Here is a 19396-nt window from a genome sequence, read left to right as displayed (position 1 = left end):
GTACCCCCGACCGGGCCCTTGAACCAGCCGGACCTCGGCTGACCCGTCCCGCGCGGAGCGATCAGTCCTCCCCCAGGATGATGTTGCTCTGCAGGTCCACGGGCGCCTGTTCACCCCGATCGTCCCTGCCGCCCCCGCGCGCGGAAGGAACAGCGCGCGCACCCTGTATGGGCCCGCGCTCCGTGGTCTCCGGCTTGACGCCGGACGACTCGATGTCTGTGCTGGTGCCGGTTTCCATGAGGGCACCTCCTACGTCATCCGTTCGTGACTGCGAGTACCCGGCACCGGCATTCGAAACGGGCGGTGCGTTCCGCACCCGGGCAGAGCTGACGCTTCGGCCCGCGGTTCGGGGGGACTCGGGGCCCATGACCGAGAAGGCAGACATCCGGGGTTCGTACTGGATCGACACGGCGCCCGGTGAGACGTATCCGCCGCTCGACGCGGATGTGACCGTCGACGTGGCCGTGGTCGGCGCGGGCATCGCCGGCCTCAGCACGGCCTGGGAGCTCGCCCGCGCCGGGCGCAGTGTCGCGATCCTGGAGGCCGACCGCGTCGCCGCGGGCGTCACCGGCCACACCACCGCGAAGCTGTCCGCCCAGCACACGCTGATCTACGACCGGCTGCGCCGGACCCGTGGCCCGGAGGCGGCGCACCTGTACGCACGCTCGCAGACCGAGGCGATCGAGCACGCCGCGGCCCTCGTCGACGAACTGCGCATCGACTGCGACTGGGAGCGCAGGAGCGCGTTCACATACACCCGGGACGAGCGCCGGGCCGACGAGTTCCGCGCCGAGGCAGAGGCCGCCCGCGAGGCCGGCCTGGACGCGGAGTTCGTGACCGAGACCGGTCTCCCGTACTCCGTGGCCGGCGCGGTCCGTGTCGCCCACCAGGCCCAGTTCCACCCGCGCAAGTACCTACTCGGCCTCGTCGAGGATCTACGGGCCCGGGGCGCCCTCATCCACGAGCGCACCCGAGTCGTCGGCCTCGAAACGGGCGACGCCTGCCGTCTGACGGCCGAAACCGGGGCGCGGGTGACCGCCGGCGCAGTCGTGATCGCCACGCACTATCCGGTCTTCGACCGGGCGCTGCTGTTCACCCGGCTCTCCCCGCGACGCGAACTCGTCGTGGCCGCACCGCTCGCGGCGGACCGGGACCCGGACGGCATGTACATCACGCCCGAGGAGGACACCCGCTCGGTCCGCACCGCCCCGTACGAGGACGGCCGGCGGCTGCTGATCGTCACCGGCGAGCACTTCACCCCCGGAACCGGCGACACCGACAAACGGTTCGCCCGCCTCACCGACTGGGCCGAGGAGCACTTCCCGGACATCACGCCCACCTACCGGTGGGCCACTCAGGACAACGACTCCACCGACACCGTGCCGCTCGTCGGCCCGCTGCCCCCGATGTCCCGCCACGCGTATGTGGCGACCGGGTTCGGCGGCTGGGGACTCAGCGGCGGCATCATGGCCGGCCGGCTGCTGTCCGGGCTCATCGTCGGCGACCGCCCGCCGTGGGCCGAACTGTACGATCCGCGGCGCCTGCGTTCCGTACTCCGTGAGGCCCCGGCCTTCCTCAAGCACCAGGCGAACGTGGCCCGGCACTTCGTGGGCGACCGCATTCCCCCGTCGCACGCCGACTCCCTGGCCGACATCGTGCCCGGTACCGGCGCCGTCGTCCGGCACGGCGGACAGCGCTGCGCGGTCTATCGCGACGAGGACGGGCGCCTGCACTCCGTGTCCGCGAGGTGTACGCACATGGGGTGCCTGGTCGCGTTCAACGCGGCGGAGCGCGCCTGGGAGTGCCCCTGCCACGGCTCACGCTTCGACACGGACGGCCGGGTGGTGCAGGGGCCGGCGACGCATGCCCTGGAGCAGCGCGATGTCCGCGATGAGGAGCCCCTGGAGGACTGACCAGCTGGGTTCAGTCGTGCGCGGGCCGGCCGCTGAGCCTGTGGTCGGCAAGGTTGAGCGCCTCGTCCACGACCCGGCGCAGATGGCCGTCCCGCAGGGAGTAGATCACCCGGCGGCCCTCCTTGCGGGTGTTCACCAGGCCCGCGAGACGCAGCCGCGCCAGATGCTGGCTGACCGCCGGGCGGGCGGCGCCGCACCGCTCCGTGAGCGTCGTGACGTCGGCCTCATCGTCGGCCAGGGCGTGCAGCAGCGCGAGCCGGGTGCGGTCGCCGAGGAGGGCCAGGACTTCGGCGGCGAGGGCGAACTGCTCCTCGCCGGGGGTACGCGGATGCGCATCCTGCGCAGGTGACAGGTGCATGCGTGCGCTCATACGCACATAATGACTCCGTGGGCCTTGCCGAGTCCACTCCCGCGTGGAGTTCCACTCCCGGGCACGGAAAGGGGTCGCTTGTGAGCGCCGAGCACCATGGACACGCCCACCACCAGAATGAGCACGGACACGAGCACGGACACAGCCACGAGCACGGTCACAGCCACGAGCACGGCCACCGTCACGACGGCGGCGGGCATCGCTCGCGCCTCTCCCGTCCGTTCCACCGGCTGAGCCACCTCCTCACACCCCACTCCCACGAGACCGCCGACAAGGTCGACGCCGCCCTGGAGTCCTCCGCCCGCGGCATCCGGGCCCTGTGGGTCTCCCTGTGCGTGCTCGGTGTGACCGCCGTGGCGCAGGCGGGCGTTGTCGTGGTCTCCGGTTCGGTCGCGCTGCTGGGCGACACGGTGCACAACGCCGCCGATGCGCTCACCGCCGTGCCCCTCGGGATCGCCTTCGTGCTGGGCCGGCGCGCGGCCACGCGGCGGTTCACGTACGGCTACGGGCGGGCCGAGGACCTGGCGGGCCTCGTGATCGTGCTGACGATCGCCGGGTCCGCGGTCTTCGCGGGCTGGACGGCGGTCGACCGGCTGCTCGATCCGCGCCCGGTCGAGCACATTCCGGTGGTCGCTGCCGCAGCCGTGATCGGCTTCGCGGGCAACGAGTGGGTGGCCCGCTACCGCATCCGCGTCGGCCGTGCGATCGGCTCGGCCGCGCTCGTCGCAGACGGTCTGCACGCGCGCACGGACGGCTTCACCTCGCTCGCCGTCCTGCTGGGCGCGGGCGGCGCGGCGCTCGGCTGGCAACTGGCCGACCCCATCGTCGGATTGGCCATCACCGCGGCCCTGCTGCTGGTACTGCGCGACGCCGCACGCGAAGTCTTCCGCCGAGTGCTGGACGCGATCGACCCGGCGCTGGTGGACCGGGCCGAGCGGGCCCTGCGTGAGGTGCCGGGCGTGCAGGCCATCGGCGAACTGCGGCTGCGCTGGATCGGCCACCGGCTGCGGGCCGAGGTGGCGGTGGTCGTGGACGGTGACGTGACCGTACGCCAGGCGCACCGCGTGGCCGTCGAGGCGGAGCACGCCCTGCTGCACGCCGTTCCCGGGCTCACCGCTGCCCTGGTCCACGCCGACCCGTCACCCGCGCCCGGCGAGACGGATCCCCACCTGGCCCTGGCCCACCACACGGGGTGACCGACGGGGTCAGGCGACGCCGAGCCCCTCCAGCACGACAGCGTTCGGCAGCTCCGCGAACGCCTTCCCCGGCACCAGCAGCTTCCCGCGCCGGCGGCCGCTGCCGACCAGGACGTACGGCAGATCGACGACCGCCGAGTCCACGAGCACCGGCCAGTCGGCGGGCAGCCCGATCGGCGTGATCCCGCCGTACTCCATCCCGGTCTCGCCGGTGGCCGTGTCCGTCGGGGCGAACGACGCCTTGCGCGCGCCGAGTTGGCGCCGGACCACGCCGTTCACATCGACCCGGGTGCCGGAGAGCACGACGCAGGCGGCGAGCGTGCTCTCCCCGCCTCGCTTGCCCGCGACGACCACGCAGTTGGCCGACTGGTCGAGGAGTTCCGGACCGTAGTGCTCGAGGAATGTGGCGGTGTCGGCCCACTCTGGCTCGGTGTCGACGTACACGATCTGCTCGGCGGGGACGTTGCCGCGCCAGTGGCGTACGGCGTCGGCGACCGGGCGGGTCAGTTCGTCAAGGCAGTCGGGCGCGGGCGTTGCGTTGTCGAAGTGTCCGATGGGTGCACGCATGACCGCACGCTAACAGGCGTACGGACGGCCTTCGACGGCTGTCTCAGTGCACGCCCGGGACCGACACCGTCATGACCATCTCCAGCGGTACGTCGCCCGAATTGGCGTACGTATGGGGGACGTTGGCCTCGAAGGAGGCGCTCGCGCCCGCGGGGACCCGGTGCTCCCTGCCGTCGACGGTGAGCGTCAGCTCGCCCGCCGTGACATGGATGAGTTCGACCGTGCCGGCCGGGTGCGCGTCCGAGGAGCTGCCCTCGCCCGGCATCAGCAGCCAGTCCCACATCTCCAGCGGGCCGGGCGCCTCCGTGCCCGCGAGAAGCCGGTTGTAGCTGCCGGCCTCGGTGTGCCAGAGCCGTACGGCCTGCTCGGCCGGGACGATCCGGACCTTCGGGCCCTGCTCGTAGTCGAGCAGCGTCGTGATGCTGATGCCGAGGGCGTCGCCGATCTTGACGACGGTGCCAAGGCTGGGGTTGGTGCGCGCCTGCTCGATCTGGATGAGCATGCCGCGGCTGACCCCGGCGCGAGCGGCGAGCGTCTCCAGGGTGAAGCCGCGCTCGCTGCGCCAGCGCTTGACGTTGCGCGCCAGGGACTGGGTCAGCAGTTCGAGGTCCGACACATCACGTCCAATACGTCCAATATCCGAGTTCAATATTCTGGATGACAGAGTTCAATGCTTTGCACTACGGTCTGGTGCACCCGTTCGTTCACTGCACTGTACTGCGAGGCACTCCGTGACAGCACTCTTCGCCCTGGCCACCAGCGTCCTGTGGGGGCTGGCCGACTTCGGCGGCGGGCTGCTGACCCGGCGTACGCCAGCGCTGACCGTGGTGGTCGTCTCGCAGTCGATCGCCACCGTCGTGCTCGGCGCGATCGTCGTGGCGACGGGTGCCTGGAGCGAGGCGGGTCCGCTGCTGTGGTTCGCGGTGACGGCGGGGCTCGTCGGGCCGGTCGCGATGTACGCCTTCTACAAGGCACTCGCCCTGGGCCCGATGGGGGTCGTCTCACCGCTCGGCTCCCTCGGCGTCGCCGTCCCGGTGGGGGCGGGCCTTGTCCTCGGCGAGCGCCCTGGGCTGCTGCAGTTCGCGGGGATCGCGGTCGCGGTCGCGGGCGTCGTGCTCGCCGGCGGCCCGCAGTTCAAGGGCGCACCCGTGCAGCGGCAGGCCGTCCTGCTCACCCTGCTGGCGGCGTTCGGCTTCGGAGCGGTGATGGCCCTGATCGCCGAGGCCTCGACCACTCTCACCGGCCTCTTCCTCGCCCTGTTCGTCCAGCGCGTCACGAACGTCGTCGCGGGCGCCACCGCCCTGTACGCCGCCGCCCGCCGCGGCACCGAGGCTCCCCCGAAGGTCTCGCCGGCCGCGCTCCCGGCCCTCGCCTTCGTCGGCCTCGCCGATGTCGCCGCCAACGCCACGTACTCGCTGGCCGCCCAGAACGGCCCGGTCACCGTGGCGGCCGTACTCGCCTCGCTCTACCCGGTGGTCACGGCCCTGGCTGCACGCGGCATCCTCGGCGAACGGCTACGCGGCGTCCAGGCGGCGGGTGCGGGCCTGGCCCTCGTCGGCACCGTACTGCTCGCGACCGGTTAGGAGTCGGCGCGTACGTCGTCGGCGGCACCCTCCGCGCCCAGCGCGGCGAGGCGGGCGGCGCCCTCCGCGTCGAGCTCGGTCAGGGCCAGCAGCTGGTCCGGTGTGACGCCTTCGGGGATCGGCACCGGCGCCGGCGTACGCAGGGGTGGCTGCCACCCGTCGCCCGGCGACCAGCGCCGTACCACACGCGCCGGGGCCCCGGCCACCACCGCGTGGTCGGGCACCACTCCGCGGACCACCGCACCGGCCGCCACCACGACGTTCCGCCCGATCCGCGCGCCGGGCAGGATCACCGCACCCGTCCCGATCCAGCACCCAGAGCCGATCTCCACCGCCTCCATCCGCGGCCACTGCTTGCCGATCGGCTCGTGGGGATCGTCGTACGAGTGGTTTGTAGAGGTCACATACACGTAGGGCCCGAAGTAGCAGTCGCTGCCGATCGTGACCGTCGTGTCGGCGATGACGTGGCTGCCGCGGCCGAGCACGACACCGTCGCCGATACGCAGAATGGGATCGGGGCCGAGGTCGAGATCGGGCATCAACCCGGCGGTCAGCGTGACCTGTTCGGCGACGATGCAGTGGGCACCGAGATGGATCCACGGCTCACCGAAGACCGTGCCGAGCGGGAAGGCGAGCCTGGTACCTGTTCCCATCGCGCCGAAGCGGAACCGTCCCGGGCTCTCGGCGCTCACGGACCCCGTGCGCTGCACCCAGGCCCAGCCCGCATGCACGGCGCGCTGGACTAGGCGGCGCCGCCATGACGAGAACGTGTTCTTGCTCCTGGGCACCCGCTCACCGTACTCAGCGGGCGCCGCGCCCAAGAACCCGTACGCCTGTGATCTTCGCCCCACCCGGCCATCCGGACCGATGGCTTACGGTGCCGGTAGCGACGAGACGAGGAGTTGACGATGACGCACAAGGCGCTGATCGCGAGCGTGGGCGGCAAAGATCCGAAGGTGGATCAGGAGGCGTTTGCCGCCCCCACGGCCGTGGTGCTCGGCGATGTGACGCTGCACGCGGGCGCGAGCGTCTGGTACGGCGCGGTGCTGCGCGCCGAGTTCGAGCCGATCGTCATCGGCACGGGCAGCAACGTCCAGGACAACTGCACGCTCCACGTCGACCCCGGCTTCCCCGTCACCATCGGCGAGCGCGTCTCGATCGGGCACAACGCCGTGGTGCACGGTGCCACGGTGGAGGACGACTGTCTGATCGGGATGGGTGCGACTGTGCTGAACGGCGCGGTGATCGGGACGGGGTCCTTGATCGCGGCGCAGGCCTTGGTGCCGCAGGGGATGCGGGTGCCGCCGGGGTCGCTGGTCGCGGGCGTACCGGCGAAGGTGCGGCGGGAGCTGACGGCGGAGGAGCGGGAGGGGATCTCGCTGAACAGCTCGGTGTACGTGGAGCTGGCCAAGACTCACCGGGAAGCGCACGAGGGCTGAGCGGACTTGCCGAAGTCCGGTGCGGTACCGCGCCCCTTTAAGGGGCGCGGGGCTGTGACATTGTGCGGCTCCGCCGCGATGAGGGTCCCCCCGCTCATGGGGGTCCCCCCGCTCGAGCGAAGTCGAGAGTGGGGGAGGAGCCGAGAGTGGGGGAGCGACCAGCCACAGCGGACCCGCAGGTGATTAGTCGACGGCAGCCACCGGCGCCGGCTCAGCTGCCGCAGGCGCCTCCGCCTCTGCTGACATCTGCTTGGCCTTGCGCTTGACGACCAGCATCGACACGAGGCCGATGAGCACCGCCACCACAAGCCCCAGCCAGGAGAACCGCTTGAGCCACGACTCGGCGACCACTCCGACGTAATAGATGACCGCCGTGGTGCCGCCCGCCCACAGGATGCCGCCGAAGACGTTGGCGATGAGGAACTTCCAGTACGGCATGTGCAGTACGCCCGCGAGGGGGCCCGCGAAGATCCGCAGCAGGGCGACGAAGCGGCCGAAGAAGACGGCCCACATACCCCACTTCTCGAAGGACCGTTCCGCGGTGGCGATATGGCCCTCGCTGAAGTGCTTGGGGAACTTGCCGCCGAGCCAGGCCAGCATCGGGCGTCCGCCCTTGCGGCCGATGGCATAGCCGATGGAGTCACCGATGATGGCGCCCGCAGTCGCACAGGCGCCGAGGATGAGCGGGTCGATCTCGCCGTGCTGGGAGGCGAGCAGCGCCGAGGAGACCAGGATGATCTCGCCGGGCAGCGGAATGCCCAAGCTTTCCAGACCGATGACCACGCCCACCAGGACGTAGATACTGACCGCCGGCACGGTCTCGAGCCATTCCTGGACGTGCAACGCCGCTTCCTCCCCTGGTCACTGAACACGCGTTCCCGGCGTGCGCTCCGGGATGAGCGCGCGCCGGGGCAGCGTACCTGCTGACGGGGACGGCAACGGCGTACCACTGCTCGCACCGCTGCTCACGAGTACCGGAGCAGGGGAGGTCAGCTCGACGGTCGCGGCGAGAGCGTCTCGGTGAAGGGAGTGACAGGGCGCTCGATGCGTTCGCCGTCCACGGTGATGTCCACCGCTTCGTTGTAGAAGGCGAGGAGTCCCTTGATGGCGGCCGCCGTCGGCAGCGGGTCCGGGTAGCTCCAGACGATGTTCCCGGGGACGTCGAGGTCGCCCCGCAATGACCAGTACTGGGCAGTGCCCTTGTACGGGCAGCCCGTGCTGTGGCCGGTGTGGTCGAAGAGGTCGAGGCGGACGTCCTCGCGCGGGATGTAGTACCGCACCGGCAGGCCGGTCTCGAAGAGCAGAACGGGGCGGCGGGTGTCGGCGACGACCGTGCCGTCGATCTCGACCTGGATGTGGCGGCTGCTGGCGAGGGCGTCCACCCGGTGGTGCGGGTCCTTGGGGTGGATGAAGATCTCTTCCTCTTCCTCGTACCAGTGGTCGAGCCCCCGGCCGCTCCGCTCGGACCACTCGAAGGCGATGTGGCCGGCCAGGTCGTCGGCGGGGTAGGTCCAGGCAGCGTTCTCCAGCAGTTCGCCGTCGACTTCGAGGTCGTAGAAGATCTGCGATCCGGAGTGTCTGCCCGTCCGGGGGTTCTTCGCCGGCCGGAGCAGGTCCTCGCGGACCTCGTCGCGGGGGAACGCGTACAGGGGGACGGGGAGGTCCGGCTCCCAGACGAGTACGGAGTGGCGGCTGTCGACGACGGTGACATCGCCCTTGCGGCCACGGACCCAGCGTTCGCTGGGCTCCCACAGGAAGCCCTCCGGGGTGGTCCGTACGGATCGCATGGTGAACAACACGCTCATTGACCCATGCTTACCGACGCCCCCGCCGAGGACAAGAAAACTGGTCATATGGAACCGAAGGGTTCCCCTGGGTCGTTGATCCGTTGGGTTGCGTCAAGTTGAAGATCATGTACCGGTCAGCCTTTATGCTGGCTGGGCGCAGCGCTTTCACGCGTGCAGAGTTGCGTTCACCGCAGGGAGCATGCCCATGGGCACCACAGAGGCCGTACATTCACCGTCCGACAGCGAATTCCTGGACGGCACGTCGGCCGGGTCGGCGGGGCCCATGGTGCCGCGCCTCGTACTGGGCGCACGTCTGCGCCGGCTGCGGGAGGAGCAGCACATCTCCCGTGAGACAGCGGGCCATGTCATCCGCGCCTCACAGTCCAAGATCAGCCGGCTGGAGACCGGCCGCCACGGCTGCAAACTGCGGGACGTGGCCGATCTCCTCACGCTGTACGGAGTCACGGACGAGGCCGAGCGCGCCACCTTGCTGGCTCTGGCCAAGGAGGCCAACACCCCTGGGTGGTGGCAGGCCTACAACGACGTGGTGCCCAGCTGGATGCAGGCCTACCTGGGAGTCGAGCAGGCAGCCACGCTCATCCGCTGCTTCGAGGTGCAGCGTGTTCCCGGCCTGCTCCAGACCCCCGACTACGCCCGCGCCGCCCTCCGCCTCGACCAACCGGACGCCTCCGCGGACGAGCTGGACCGGCGGGTCACCCTGCGGATGACCCGCCGGCGGATCCTGGGTCGACAGCAGCCCCCTCAGCTCTGGGCCGTGATCGACGAGGCGGCGCTGCGGCGTGCCGTGGGCGGCACCAGCACGATGCGCGCCCAGCTCCGGCACCTCATCGAGGTCTCCCAACTCCCGCGGGTCACCCTCCAGATCATGCCGTTCCGCGCCGGCGGGCATGCCGCGTCCGGCGGCCCGGTCACCATCCTGCGGCTGCCCGGCGGCCAGTTGCCCGACGTGGTCTACCTCGAGCAACTCGCCAGTGCCCTCTATCCCGACAAGCCGGCCGAGATCGAGTACTACTGGGGCGTCATGAACCGCCTGGTGGTGCAGGCCCAGTCACCGGAGGCGACTCCCACGATCCTGCACCGGATCCTCCAGGAGACCTGACCTGCGGACGGGCTTCGTCAGGCCGCGCAGCCGGTGGGCCTCAGCGCTTGAGGGCTACGCCGCCGTACTGGTGCACCTCCGCCGGGAGGCCCCAGGCGCTGGTGTCGGGGCGCCAGCGTGAGCATGACGCGACGCCGGGTTCGAGCAGTTCCAGACCGTCGAAGTAGCGCGCGATCTGCTCGGGGCTGCGCAGGATGTACGGGATCGAACCGCCCTCGTTGTACTGCTGGATGGCCGTGACGTACTCCTCACTGGTATTCGTGCTGTCGTACTGGACCAGATAACTGCCCGGGGGCAGTGCATCCACCAGTTGCCGCACGATCGAGCGGGCCTCGTCGTAGTCCTCGATGTGACCCAGGATGCCCATCAGCATGAGAGCGATCGGCTGGTCGAAGTCCAGCGTCTTCCCGGCCTCCCGCACGATGGTGGCCGGCTTGCGCAGGTCGGCGTCCACATAGTTGGTGACGCCCTCGGGGGTGCTGGTGAGCAGCGCGCGGGCGTGTGCGAGCACCAGGGGGTCGTTGTCGACGTAGACGATCTTGCATTCAGGGGCGACCCGTTGGGCGATCTCATGCGTGTTGTCCACGTTGGGCAGCCCGGTACCGATGTCCAGGAACTGCCGGATGCCCTCCTCTGCGGCCAGATGCCTGACGGCGCGGGCCAGGAAGTACCGGGCGGCACGGGCTCCGGTCTCGATCCCGGGGAAGATCTCGCGGAACGCGTCACCGGCTACGCGGTCGACCTCGTAGTTGTCCTTCCCGCCCAGCCAGTAGTTCCAGATCCGGGCCGACTGCGGCACAGTGGTGTCGATCTTGGAGAGCGCCTCCGGGTCGGAGATGTTCGGCTCATCAGTCATGGACGCTCCCGTGTGTAGTCGGTGCGGGGACCGCACCCCGTTGAATAGGCGAATAGGCGAATACCAGCCGTGGCGCCCACGTTATTCCTCACGGCTCGGCGCGGGTAAGTTCACGAGCCACCAACTGCCCATGTTCCGCTGCTCATTGGCTGGTTTCCCGCGCATACGCAGGGCGGGGGAACACGGGCCCGGCGTCCCGCAGGAGGGACCGTGCGGGGCGCCCCGGAGAGACCCCAGGGCGCCCGCCCAGCGCCGCGATGGCCGCTTTCTTACACCGCGGCGATGCCGGCCTCGTCGCCGGAGGGGCGAAAGAGGCAAGCCGGTGGCCCTGGCGACCTTCGCTCGCGAGCCGTCCCTACTGGCTCACGCCCGGTCCCGGGCCTCGCCGTCACCGATGGGCCGGTGACGTGAAGAACCATAGTGGCCTGTGTGACTGGTGAGGCAACAGCGCTGGTTGGGGCGTCAGTTCCTCGTAAGGAGTAGGGGGCGGCCACGGTGAGGGTGGGTCCCAATGATCCGGGAAGGGGGGACTTTTCTACTCATGCAAGTCCAGGCGGCTGATACCGCCGGCGCCGCCGATCCGGTCGAGTGCGCGGGCCCGGCGGCGGGCGTCGCGGATTCCCTGTGTGGCGGCCGACTCGATTCGGTGGGCGTCGGCGGTCGTTTCGGGGCGCCGCCGCTCCCGCCGAATCAGCACGGTCGTCGCCCAGGCGACGAGGCCGAGCAGCGCGGCCCCGACGATCACCACGAGCACCATCGCAACCTCCGCTCGCCACCGGCCTCGCGTTCCCGAGGCCCGGAAGCGCGAACCCTCCACGCTTCCCATTGTGCGGGCTCCTCCGGTACGAATCACCGCTCGCCGTCGGCAGTTTCGTACCCGGGCCTCTGCCAGGACTCGGCAACCAGGCCGCGAACGGGCTCAGTTGTTCGGGCGCAGCGTCCAGACCACCTTCATCTCACCGGTAACGGCGCCGTCCTCCCGCTGGATGGCGACAGCCACCGGGAACTCGGGGCGCTTGCCGTCGTCGAGCTCGGCGATGACGTCGGCGATGGGACGGCCGAGCGTCGCGGTGGCCGTGACGGTCCCGCGCGCAAGCTTCTTGTACGCGATCTCCGCGCTGACGGCGAGCGGTACGGCGCGCGAGAGCTGGTCCCCGAAGGCGGCGAGGACGACCGCCCCGCTCGCCGACTCCCCCAGCGTGAACATCGCTCCGGCGTGCGGCCCGCCGACATGGTTGTGGTACTCGCTCTGATCAGGCAGGGCGAGGACGGCCTTCTCCGGTGTGGTCTCGAGGTACTCGAGTTTCATGGTCCGGACCATCGGCACCGTGGCGGCGAGCATCTCGCCGATCGACATCTGGTCTGCGCTCATGACCGCCACGTTACCCGCGAGTAGCCTTCCCTGCCAGAGGCCGGCGAGGTGATCGCAGTATCGTTACCGCCCATGTGGCCAGGAGAGCAGCCGCCCGGGGGCGGGCAGCCCAACCCGTACCAACAGCCGGGCTATCAGCAGCCGAACCCGTACCAACAACCCGGCCCTCAGCAGCCGAACCCCTATCAGCAGGGCCACTACCAGCAGGGCCAGTGGACCGCCCCCACCGTCCCGCCGGGCGCTCCCGAGCCTCCACAGGGCGGCGGACGGACGAAGCTCATTGCCATCGTCGCCGCCGCGGCCGTCGTGGTCGCCGCGGGCGTGACCGGCTTCGTACTGCTCGGCGGCGACAAGGACAACCAGGCCGAGAAGGCTGAGCCGGAACCCACCGAGTCCAGTGCGCAGCCGACCAGTTCGGGCAACGCGCGCGGCTCGGACGGGGAACAGCCGACCGTCGCGGGCTGGAAGGCCGTGGTGAATCCCAAGACCGGCATCGCCTTCGACGTGCCGGGCGACTGGGCACTCGAGTCGCCCGACTGGGTCTCGTACGTCACCGAGGACGGCGATCCCGAGGAGAAGCCGCTGGCCGCCATGGCGGCTCCGGCATTCCTCAAGTCGAAGTGGTGCGGGACGGACGAGGACAAGGACGGCAGCGAGGACTACACGCCGCTGGCGGGCGTGGGCACCCGGGGCAACAACGGTGCCAAGAGCACCGAGGAGATCGCTCGCGCCGACTCGAACTCCTGGGTCTACGGGGCGTATACGCAACCGGAGAAGGCGAACATCGACTCCGACGCCGTGGAGTCGTACACGACGAAGTCCGGCATCACGGGCAGTCTGGGCACCGCGTGGTCGACGGGCGTGAAGAAGTCGGGGAAGTGTGACAGCGACGGCAAGTCGACCGTGTTCGGCTTCAAGAACGCCGACGGCGACTTCGTCTCCTGGTCGTTTCACGGCGCAAAGGGTGTATCCGGGGAAGTACCGGACGCGACGGTGAAGAAAATCCTCAACACCGTGCGGCTGTACACGGACTCGTCGGGCTCCTGACCGGTACACCGCTGACGAGAGTCAGTGACAAAAACGTGTCCCCACGCCGCTAGGGTGGGCGCCCATGTGGCCAGGACAGCAGCCGCCCGGGGGCGAGCAGAACCCGCAGGACCCGAATCAGAATCCGTATCAGCAGCCGGGGTACCAGCAGCCGGGATACCAGCAGCCGAATCCGTATCAGCAGCCCGGATATCCGCAGCAGCCCAACCCCTATGCACAGCAGCCCGGTCAGCCGGGCTGGGGTACGCCCGTGGATCCGCTGGGCGCTCCCCAGCCGCCGCAGGGCGGCGGTGGCAACAACAAGACGAAGGTCGTCGCGATCGTCGCGGCCGCCGCCGTCGTCGTCGCGGCCGGCGTCACCGGATTTCTGGTCCTGGGCGGCGACAAGGACGACACGGCGAACGGCCCCGACAAGAAGGGCCCGGCCACTACGGCCCCCGCGTCGAAGAAGCCGAGCGCGTCCGCATCGGGCGGTGGGGACAATCCGCGCGGCACCGAGAGCGAGAAGCCGACGATTCCCGGCTGGAAGGTCGTGGTGAACCCGCGGTTCGGCACCGAGTTCGACGTGCCCGCCAACTGGGAGCTCGACAGTGCGGGCACCAGCGTCGGCTTCGAATGGGAGGAGAAGGGCAAGCTGGACCGGACCACCGTCACGGCCCCGGCCTACCTCAAGTCCAAGTGGTGCTCGGACGACTCCGACAAGGACGGCCGCGAGGAGGACACCGCACTCGCCACCGCGGGAACGCGTGGGGAGAACGGCGCCACGAGCACGGCTCAGGCGGCCGAGACGCGAGTTCCCTGGTGGATCTTCGGCGGCTTCACGCAGCCCGACAAGAAGAGCATCAAGTTCACCAAGCCGAAGTCGTTCAGGACGGCTTCGGGCCTTGAGGGCAGCGTCGCCACGGCGTATTCGCAGAACACTCCGCAGAAGGGAAAGTGCACCTCCGACGGCAAGGCCATCACCTTCGCGTTCAAGAACGGCGCGGGCGATTTCGTGACCTGGAATCTGTACGGCGCCAAGGGCGTCGACGAGGAGATTCCGGAGGCGACGATTCAGAAGATCCTCACGACGGTTCGTCTCACGGATGACGCTCCCACGGATTCGTAACGTGCCGGGCTTGCTGGGTTTGCCAGGCTTTGTAGGGGTTCCCGGATTTCGGCGCTAAACGCGATTGGCAACTCGGGGCGGTGAAGCGATAGTTCACCAGTGACCAGTCCCACCGCCGCCCCGAGACGTCTGCGCCGCCGCCCCGACTGGGCCGGCCGGAACTACACGCTGCTGACCGCCGCCTCGGTCGTGACGAGTCTCGGCAGCCAGGGCGCGCTGATCGCGGCGGCGTTCGCGGTGCTCGACGCGGGCGGTGACGGCGGCGACGTGGGCCTGGTGGCAGCGGCCCGTACGCTCCCGCTGGTGTTGTTCCTGCTGATCGGCGGCGCGGTCGCGGACCGGCTGCCGCGGCATCGGGTGATGGTGGCGGCCAACGCCCTCAACTGCCTTTCGCAGGCGGCCTTCGCGGTCCTCGTGCTCGCCGGGGAGCCGCGACTCTGGCAGATGATGCTCCTGACCGCGCTCGGCGGCACGGGCCAGGCGTTCTTCGGTCCCGCGGCCGAGGGCATGCTGATGTCCTCCGTCAGCGGCGAACAGGTCGGCCGCGCCTTCGCGTTGTTCCGGCTGGCGACGCAGGGGTCCGGTCTCGGCGGTGCGGCCGTCGGTGGGGCGATGGTGGCGGCGATCGGCCCCGGCTGGGTGCTCGCGGTGGACGCGGTGGCGTTCGCGGTCGCCGGGTCGCTCCGGGCCTTCCTCGACGTGAGCCACGTACCGCCGCGCGAGCCGGGCGAGGGCCTGCTCGCCGATCTCCGGGACGGCTGGCGCGAGGTCGTCGGCCGGCCCTGGCTGTGGTCGATCGTCGCGCAGTTCTCCGTCGTGGTCGCCGTGGTCGCCGCCGCCGAGTCGGTGTACGGACCACTGGTCGCCCGGGACAGCCTCGGCGGGGCGGCGCCGTGGGGGCTGGCTCTCGGCGCGTTCGGCGCCGGGAATGTCGGCGGCGCGATCCTGATGATGCGCTGGAAACCACGCCGCATGCTCCTCGCGGGCACCCTCTGCGTCTTCCCGCTGGCCGCGCCGTCGGCCGCGCTCGCGGTGCCCCTGTCGGTGGCCGGGCTCTGTGCGGTGATGTTCGTGAGCGGTGTGGCCCTCGAGGTCTTCGGGGTTTCCTGGATGACCGCGCTGCACCAGGAGATCCCCGAGGACCGGCTCTCCCGCGTCTCGGCGTACGACTGGTTCGGCTCCGTCTCGATGGTCCCCCTGGCCACGGCCCTCGCGGGCCCGGCGGAGGAGGCCTTCGGGCGTACGGCGGCCCTGTGGGGGTGCACCGTGCTGGTGGTCGTGGTGACGGCGGCAGTGTTGTGCGTGTCCGACGTGCGGAACATGACGCGCCGTACGAAGGAAGTGGTCGTGGGAGTGCCGACGACGAGTGAGCCGGCGGGCTGGAAGGGCCCGGCCGAGAGCTCATGAAGGGCGCGGTGGAGGCTGCGTCAGCCGATGCTGAACGCGCCGTCCGGTGGTTCGGGCGACGGCACCGCGTTCTCGTCCCGTACGGGCTGGGCGTCCCCCATGAAGTCGCGCAGCGCGGCCCCGTGTTCGATACGGGCCGGGAATGCGTCGGAGGCGGTACGGCGGGCCAGGGTGGCCGTGTCGACGGGGTGTTGGGCGGCGACGAGGATCGCGTTGCCGAACCGGCGACCGCGCAGCACGCCCGGCTCGGCGATCAACGCCAGTTCCTCGAACACCGTGGAGAACGTGGCGAGTTGGGAGCGCAGGAAGGCGAAGGGCGCGGTGTCGGCGAGGTTCGCCAGATAGACCCCGTCGCCGCGCAGGACCCGCTCGGCCTCTCGGGCGTACGCCACCGATGTCAGGTGCGCCGGCACGCGGGAGCCGCCGAAGACGTCGGCGATCAGTACGTCGACGGAGTCGGCGGCGGCGCTTTCGCTTTGCAGCCAGGCGCGGGCGTCTGCGGCGTGCAGTCTGACGCCGGCATCGTCGGGGACGGGGACGTGCTCGTTGATCAGGTCGATCAGCCCTCGGTCGGCCTCGACGACGTCCTGGCGGGAGCCGGGCCGGGTCGCCGCGAGATACCGGGGCATGGTCAGTGCGCCGCCGCCGAGGTGCAGTACGTCGAGCGGGCGCCCGGGCTCCGCGAGGGTGTCGAGGACGTGCCCGAGCCGTCGGGCGTACTCGAACTCCAGGTGCGTTGGTGCGTCGAGGTCGACGTACGACTGCGGGGCGTCGTTCACCGTCAGCAGCCAGGCGCCCTTCCGGTCGATGTCCGGGAGCAGCTTGGCGGTTCCGTGGGCCACGGGGCGGGTCACAGGTATCCGTTCGTCCACGGTTGCCTCCGGCGGTTGGGCGGGTGGGTTCGTTGTCGGGTGCGGGTGCGTTGTGGCTGGTCGCGCCCCGCGGCGGAGCCGCTGATGTCATAGCCCCGCGCCCCTGGGGTGGGTGGTGGGTGCGGGGCCGTGCGCCGGTGCGTCAGCCCGTAGCAGGGTGGGCATACGGCCCTCCGGCTTCCACAGGGCGCGGGTGACCTGAGACAGAACCTACGCGACGGGCATACGACGCACCGACCCACGTCCCCTCCCGCCGGTGGGAGGGTGCGGGTAGTCGGGGGTACTGGCTTGCTCGGGGCGCGGGGAGTCGCAGGCTTTTGCTTTTAGGGGCGCGGGGAACTGCGCGACAAGCCACGACGCACCCGCAGCCGCGACACGACTGTCACCCCCACCCCCTGGCGGGGGGCCTGGGGGCGGCAGCCCCCAGTTTCGGGAAGGGGTGGGCTTGGGGAAAGGAAAACCCTGCCCCAGCCCACCCGCACGGTCAGCCGACCGACGTCACCGTGCCCGCTCCGACCGTCCGGCCACCTTCGCGGATCGCGAAGCCGAGGCCCGGCTCCAGCGGGACGTCGCGGCCCAACGAGACCGTCATGGTGACGGTCTCGCCGGGCCGGGCAACAGCCTGCTCGCCGAGGTCGACGTCACCGACCACATCCGCGGTGCGGATGTAGAACTGCGGCCGGTACCCGGTGGACACCGGCGTCGTACGGCCGCCCTCGCGCGTCGACAGGACGTACACCTGTGCCGAGAAATGGCGACTGGGTACGACGCTGCCGGGCGCAGCGACGACATGGCCGCGGCGCACCGCGTCGCGTCCGACACCGCGCAGCAGCAACGCCACGTTGTCCCCTGCCTGCGCCTCCTCCATCGGCTTGCCGAAGGTCTCCAGGCCGGTGACGACGGTGTCCACGGCAGCACCGAGCACTTCGACACGGTCGCCCACGCGAATCGTGCCGCGCTCGACCGCGCCCGTCACGACCGTGCCGCGTCCGGTGATGGTGAGCACGTTCTCGACGGGCAGCAGGAACGGCGCGTCGAGATACCGCTCGGGCATCGGCACGTATGTGTCCACGGCGTCCAGCAGCGCGTCGATCGCCGCGGTCCAACGCGGGTCCCCCTCAAGGGCCTTGAGCCCGGAGACCCGTACGACCGGTACGGAGTCGCCGCCGTAGCCGTGCGCGGAGAGCAGCTCGCGGACCTCCAGTTCGACGAGGTCGGTGAGCACAGCGTCCTCGCCGTCGGCGACGGCGTCGGCCTTGTTGAGGGCGACGACGATGTGGTTGACGCCCACCTGCCGGGCGAGCAGCACGTGTTCGGCGGTCTGCGGCATGATCCCGTCGAGCGCGGAGACGACGAGGATCGCGCCGTCGAGTTGCGCGGCCCCGGTGACCATGTTCTTGACGTAGTCGGCGTGGCCCGGCATGTCGACGTGCGCGTAGTGCCGGGTGTCGGTCTCGTACTCGACGTGCGCGATGTTGATGGTGATGCCGCGCGCGGCCTCCTCCGGCGCCCGGTCGATCCGGTCGAACGGAATGAAGGTGCCGGAGCCGCGCTCGGCGAGGACTTTGGTGATGGCGGCGGTCAGGGTGGTCTTGCCGTGGTCGACATGGCCCATCGTGCCGATGTTCAGATGCGGTTTCGTGCGGACGTAAGCCGTTTTGGACATGGCGGTACCTCGAAGCCTCTCAGTGGAACCGAGTGATGGTCCCGGCGATGCGGGACGGGGACCCCAAGGAACTTGCCGACCCTCCCCCTGCGGGGTCCGCCGGACGATCCGGAGAGGGTCAGCTTCGGGCGCCGTCGACGGCGGCCACTGTGGTCAGGACGGCAGCCTTCGGGGCATCCGCGAGTGCGGATGCTGCGAGGAGGAAGGCGTGCCGGAACATGGGGAGATCATTGCCGACGTATCAGCCGACGTCGAATGAATTTCGGCGGCCGGGAGGCGGGCGTGAACCTGGGGCTCACCAGTGGTTCTGCTGGTCCGTCAGGGGCCGATGTTCTTGAGCGCCTCACGCGCAGAGAGTGGTGAGAGCCGTTCCCGGGCCACGAACGCGCGTACCGCCTCCGGGTCCGTCTTGGCGTACTCGCGCAGGCACCAGCCGATCGCCTTGCGGATGAAGAAGTCGGGGTGACCGGACTGGCGGACGCAGTACGCGAAGAGGCGTTCGGTGTCGGTGGCGTCCTTGTAGCCGAGCTGGTGGAGGAGGGCCGTGCGGGCGATCCACAGGTCGTCGTCCTCGATCCACGCGTCCATGTCGGCCCGCAGCTTCGGGTCGGCGGCCACCAGGCCTCCCACCACATGGCAGGCGAGCAGGTCGACGGTGTCCCACCAGGAGACCGTGGAGACGAGATGGCGTGCCACCGGCAGGAAGCCGGACGAGAGACGCGTCACATGGCGGCGCAGGTAGTCGACTGCGAAGTAGTGGTACTCGCGTTGCGGCAAACGCCAGCAGCGCAGCGCCACCGCCGTGCAGTCCGCCTCGTCGGGGCGTGGCGTGCCTGCCAGCACGGTGCGTGAGAGCGCGCGGCGATCCGGCGTGGTCAGGCCGAGGAAGGGCGCGATGTCCTTCATGTACGCGCGCATCGACTCGGCCCGGTCGGGATCGGCCGCCGCCGCGTATGTGGATGTGAGCCGCTCCAGCAGAGTGTCCGCGACGGCGCTGCGGGGCGGCTCCGAACGGCCATCTGACGTTCCCGTGGCTGTGACACCCATGAGACGAACCATACGGCGATCACACACATGGGTCAGTTAGTGTCGC

General features: G+C 70.3%; 21 protein-coding genes. 8 read left to right on the top strand and 13 right to left on the bottom strand.

Annotated features, from left to right (window positions below):
* Window positions 1–61 precede the first annotated feature (61 nt).
* Window positions 62–238, bottom strand: coding sequence for a hypothetical protein (locus tag ACGFNK_RS42195; RefSeq protein ID WP_393425583.1), 177 nt, complete (start codon window positions 236–238; stop codon window positions 62–64).
* Window positions 239–365: 127 nt separating this feature from the next.
* Here ACGFNK_RS42195 and ACGFNK_RS42190 point away from each other — a divergent pair, with 127 nt between their 5' ends.
* A complete protein-coding gene (locus tag ACGFNK_RS42190) occupies window positions 366–1913 on the top strand; it encodes an FAD-dependent oxidoreductase (RefSeq protein ID WP_393425580.1) in 1548 nt (515 codons plus the stop codon).
* A gap of 10 nt (window positions 1914–1923) precedes the next feature.
* Here the strand turns inward: ACGFNK_RS42190 and ACGFNK_RS42185 are convergent, their stop codons facing one another.
* Window positions 1924–2283, bottom strand: coding sequence for a metalloregulator ArsR/SmtB family transcription factor (locus tag ACGFNK_RS42185; protein ID WP_033327360.1), 360 nt, complete (start codon window positions 2281–2283; stop codon window positions 1924–1926).
* An 80-nt stretch (window positions 2284–2363) separates the two neighbouring features.
* Here ACGFNK_RS42185 and ACGFNK_RS42180 point away from each other — a divergent pair, with 80 nt between their 5' ends.
* Window positions 2364–3479 carry a cation diffusion facilitator family transporter gene (locus tag ACGFNK_RS42180; protein WP_393425576.1) on the top strand — a complete coding sequence of 372 codons (1116 nt, stop codon included), beginning with the start codon at window positions 2364–2366 and terminating at the stop codon, window positions 3477–3479.
* A gap of 9 nt (window positions 3480–3488) precedes the next feature.
* Here ACGFNK_RS42180 and ACGFNK_RS42175 read toward each other — a convergent pair whose 3' ends face one another.
* Both ACGFNK_RS42175 and ACGFNK_RS42170 read right to left on the bottom strand, forming a co-directional pair.
* Entirely contained in the window at window positions 3489–4046 is a 558-nt protein-coding gene (locus tag ACGFNK_RS42175) for a YbaK/EbsC family protein (protein WP_393425573.1), read from the bottom strand.
* Window positions 4047–4089: 43 nt separating this feature from the next.
* Window positions 4090–4662, bottom strand: coding sequence for a helix-turn-helix domain-containing protein (locus ACGFNK_RS42170; protein ID WP_388668231.1), 573 nt, complete (start codon window positions 4660–4662; stop codon window positions 4090–4092).
* A gap of 115 nt (window positions 4663–4777) precedes the next feature.
* Between ACGFNK_RS42170 and ACGFNK_RS42165 the strand changes: the two genes are divergently transcribed.
* Entirely contained in the window at window positions 4778–5629 is an 852-nt protein-coding gene (locus ACGFNK_RS42165) for an EamA family transporter (protein ID WP_393425570.1), read from the top strand.
* Here the strand turns inward: ACGFNK_RS42165 and ACGFNK_RS42160 are convergent.
* Window positions 5626–6417 (bottom strand): acyltransferase, encoded by a 792-nt coding sequence (locus ACGFNK_RS42160; protein ID WP_393425567.1) that lies wholly within the window; start codon window positions 6415–6417, stop codon window positions 5626–5628. The two genes, ACGFNK_RS42165 and ACGFNK_RS42160, sit on opposite strands and share 4 nt — an antisense overlap.
* Window positions 6418–6537: 120 nt before the next feature.
* Between ACGFNK_RS42160 and ACGFNK_RS42155 the strand changes: the two genes are divergently transcribed.
* On the top strand, window positions 6538–7068 hold the full coding sequence (locus ACGFNK_RS42155) for a gamma carbonic anhydrase family protein (protein ID WP_393425564.1): 531 nt from the start codon (window positions 6538–6540) through the stop codon (window positions 7066–7068).
* Between the two features lie 183 nt (window positions 7069–7251).
* On the opposite strand, the gene ACGFNK_RS42150 is transcribed toward ACGFNK_RS42155, so the two are convergent.
* Window positions 7252–7911: a DedA family protein gene (locus ACGFNK_RS42150; RefSeq protein WP_393425561.1), complete on the bottom strand. Its 660-nt coding sequence runs from the start codon at window positions 7909–7911 to the stop codon at window positions 7252–7254.
* Between the two features lie 146 nt (window positions 7912–8057).
* On the bottom strand, window positions 8058–8873 hold the full coding sequence (locus ACGFNK_RS42145; protein ID WP_393425558.1) for a DUF427 domain-containing protein: 816 nt from the start codon (window positions 8871–8873) through the stop codon (window positions 8058–8060).
* Window positions 8874–9060: 187 nt separating this feature from the next.
* Here ACGFNK_RS42145 and ACGFNK_RS42140 point away from each other — a divergent pair, with 187 nt between their 5' ends.
* Entirely contained in the window at window positions 9061–9975 is a 915-nt protein-coding gene (locus ACGFNK_RS42140) for a helix-turn-helix domain-containing protein (protein WP_393425555.1), read from the top strand.
* A gap of 40 nt (window positions 9976–10015) precedes the next feature.
* Here the strand turns inward: ACGFNK_RS42140 and ACGFNK_RS42135 are convergent, their stop codons facing one another.
* From ACGFNK_RS42135 to ACGFNK_RS42125, 3 genes are all read right to left on the bottom strand, one after another.
* Window positions 10016–10831: an SAM-dependent methyltransferase gene (locus ACGFNK_RS42135; RefSeq protein WP_386343480.1), complete on the bottom strand. Its 816-nt coding sequence runs from the start codon at window positions 10829–10831 to the stop codon at window positions 10016–10018.
* Between the two features lie 535 nt (window positions 10832–11366).
* Window positions 11367–11588 (bottom strand): hypothetical protein, encoded by a 222-nt coding sequence (locus tag ACGFNK_RS42130; RefSeq protein ID WP_393425552.1) that lies wholly within the window; start codon window positions 11586–11588, stop codon window positions 11367–11369.
* Window positions 11589–11750: 162 nt separating this feature from the next.
* Window positions 11751–12188: a DUF4442 domain-containing protein gene (locus tag ACGFNK_RS42125; RefSeq protein ID WP_393425671.1), complete on the bottom strand. Its 438-nt coding sequence runs from the start codon at window positions 12186–12188 to the stop codon at window positions 11751–11753.
* 87 nt (window positions 12189–12275) lie between these two features.
* Between ACGFNK_RS42125 and ACGFNK_RS42120 the strand changes: the two genes are divergently transcribed.
* From ACGFNK_RS42120 to ACGFNK_RS42110, 3 genes are all read left to right on the top strand, one after another.
* Window positions 12276–13250 carry a hypothetical protein gene (locus tag ACGFNK_RS42120; protein ID WP_393425549.1) on the top strand — a complete coding sequence of 325 codons (975 nt, stop codon included), beginning with the start codon at window positions 12276–12278 and terminating at the stop codon, window positions 13248–13250.
* Between the two features lie 64 nt (window positions 13251–13314).
* Window positions 13315–14358: a hypothetical protein gene (locus ACGFNK_RS42115; RefSeq protein WP_393425546.1), complete on the top strand. Its 1044-nt coding sequence runs from the start codon at window positions 13315–13317 to the stop codon at window positions 14356–14358.
* 99 nt (window positions 14359–14457) lie between these two features.
* On the top strand, window positions 14458–15765 hold the full coding sequence (locus ACGFNK_RS42110; RefSeq protein WP_393425543.1) for an MFS transporter: 1308 nt from the start codon (window positions 14458–14460) through the stop codon (window positions 15763–15765).
* 20 nt (window positions 15766–15785) lie between these two features.
* On the opposite strand, the gene ACGFNK_RS42105 is transcribed toward ACGFNK_RS42110, so the two are convergent.
* From ACGFNK_RS42105 to ACGFNK_RS42095, 3 genes are all read right to left on the bottom strand, one after another.
* On the bottom strand, window positions 15786–16637 hold the full coding sequence (locus ACGFNK_RS42105; protein ID WP_393425540.1) for a spermidine synthase: 852 nt from the start codon (window positions 16635–16637) through the stop codon (window positions 15786–15788).
* 484 nt (window positions 16638–17121) lie between these two features.
* The gene (gene tuf, locus ACGFNK_RS42100) at window positions 17122–18303 is read right to left on the bottom strand and encodes an elongation factor Tu (protein WP_393425537.1); all 1182 of its coding nucleotides are present in this window, start codon (window positions 18301–18303) and stop codon (window positions 17122–17124) included.
* Between the two features lie 318 nt (window positions 18304–18621).
* Complete coding sequence (locus ACGFNK_RS42095) at window positions 18622–19350, bottom strand: DNA alkylation repair protein (protein ID WP_393425534.1); 729 nt, start codon at window positions 19348–19350, stop codon at window positions 18622–18624.
* Window positions 19351–19396 lie beyond the last annotated feature (46 nt).

This window comes from Streptomyces sp. NPDC048825 (genome assembly GCF_043198355.1).
In the GTDB taxonomy this organism is placed as follows: Bacteria; Actinomycetota; Actinomycetes; order Streptomycetales; family Streptomycetaceae; genus Streptomyces; species Streptomyces xiangluensis.
The sequence above is the reverse complement of the archived record's forward strand: the minus strand, read 5'-3'. Positions and strand labels throughout refer to the sequence as shown.

Coding starts and splice junctions, on each gene's coding strand:
- ACGFNK_RS42125 (WP_393425671.1), bottom strand. CDS start 12,188: ATGTCGATCGGCGAGATGCTCGCCGCCACGGTGCCGATGGTCCGGACC.
- ACGFNK_RS42175 (WP_393425573.1), bottom strand. CDS start 4,046: ATGCGTGCACCCATCGGACACTTCGACAACGCAACGCCCGCGCCCGAC.
- ACGFNK_RS42195 (WP_393425583.1), bottom strand. CDS start 238: ATGGAAACCGGCACCAGCACAGACATCGAGTCGTCCGGCGTCAAGCCG.
- ACGFNK_RS42095 (WP_393425534.1), bottom strand. CDS start 19,350: ATGGGTGTCACAGCCACGGGAACGTCAGATGGCCGTTCGGAGCCGCCC.
- ACGFNK_RS42120 (WP_393425549.1), top strand. CDS start 12,276: ATGTGGCCAGGAGAGCAGCCGCCCGGGGGCGGGCAGCCCAACCCGTAC.
- ACGFNK_RS42185 (WP_033327360.1), bottom strand. CDS start 2,283: ATGAGCGCACGCATGCACCTGTCACCTGCGCAGGATGCGCATCCGCGT.
- ACGFNK_RS42140 (WP_393425555.1), top strand. CDS start 9,061: ATGGGCACCACAGAGGCCGTACATTCACCGTCCGACAGCGAATTCCTG.
- ACGFNK_RS42115 (WP_393425546.1), top strand. CDS start 13,315: ATGTGGCCAGGACAGCAGCCGCCCGGGGGCGAGCAGAACCCGCAGGAC.
- ACGFNK_RS42135 (WP_386343480.1), bottom strand. CDS start 10,831: ATGACTGATGAGCCGAACATCTCCGACCCGGAGGCGCTCTCCAAGATC.
- ACGFNK_RS42145 (WP_393425558.1), bottom strand. CDS start 8,873: ATGAGCGTGTTGTTCACCATGCGATCCGTACGGACCACCCCGGAGGGC.
- ACGFNK_RS42130 (WP_393425552.1), bottom strand. CDS start 11,588: ATGGTGCTCGTGGTGATCGTCGGGGCCGCGCTGCTCGGCCTCGTCGCC.
- tuf (WP_393425537.1), bottom strand. CDS start 18,303: ATGTCCAAAACGGCTTACGTCCGCACGAAACCGCATCTGAACATCGGC.
- ACGFNK_RS42155 (WP_393425564.1), top strand. CDS start 6,538: ATGACGCACAAGGCGCTGATCGCGAGCGTGGGCGGCAAAGATCCGAAG.
- ACGFNK_RS42190 (WP_393425580.1), top strand. CDS start 366: ATGACCGAGAAGGCAGACATCCGGGGTTCGTACTGGATCGACACGGCG.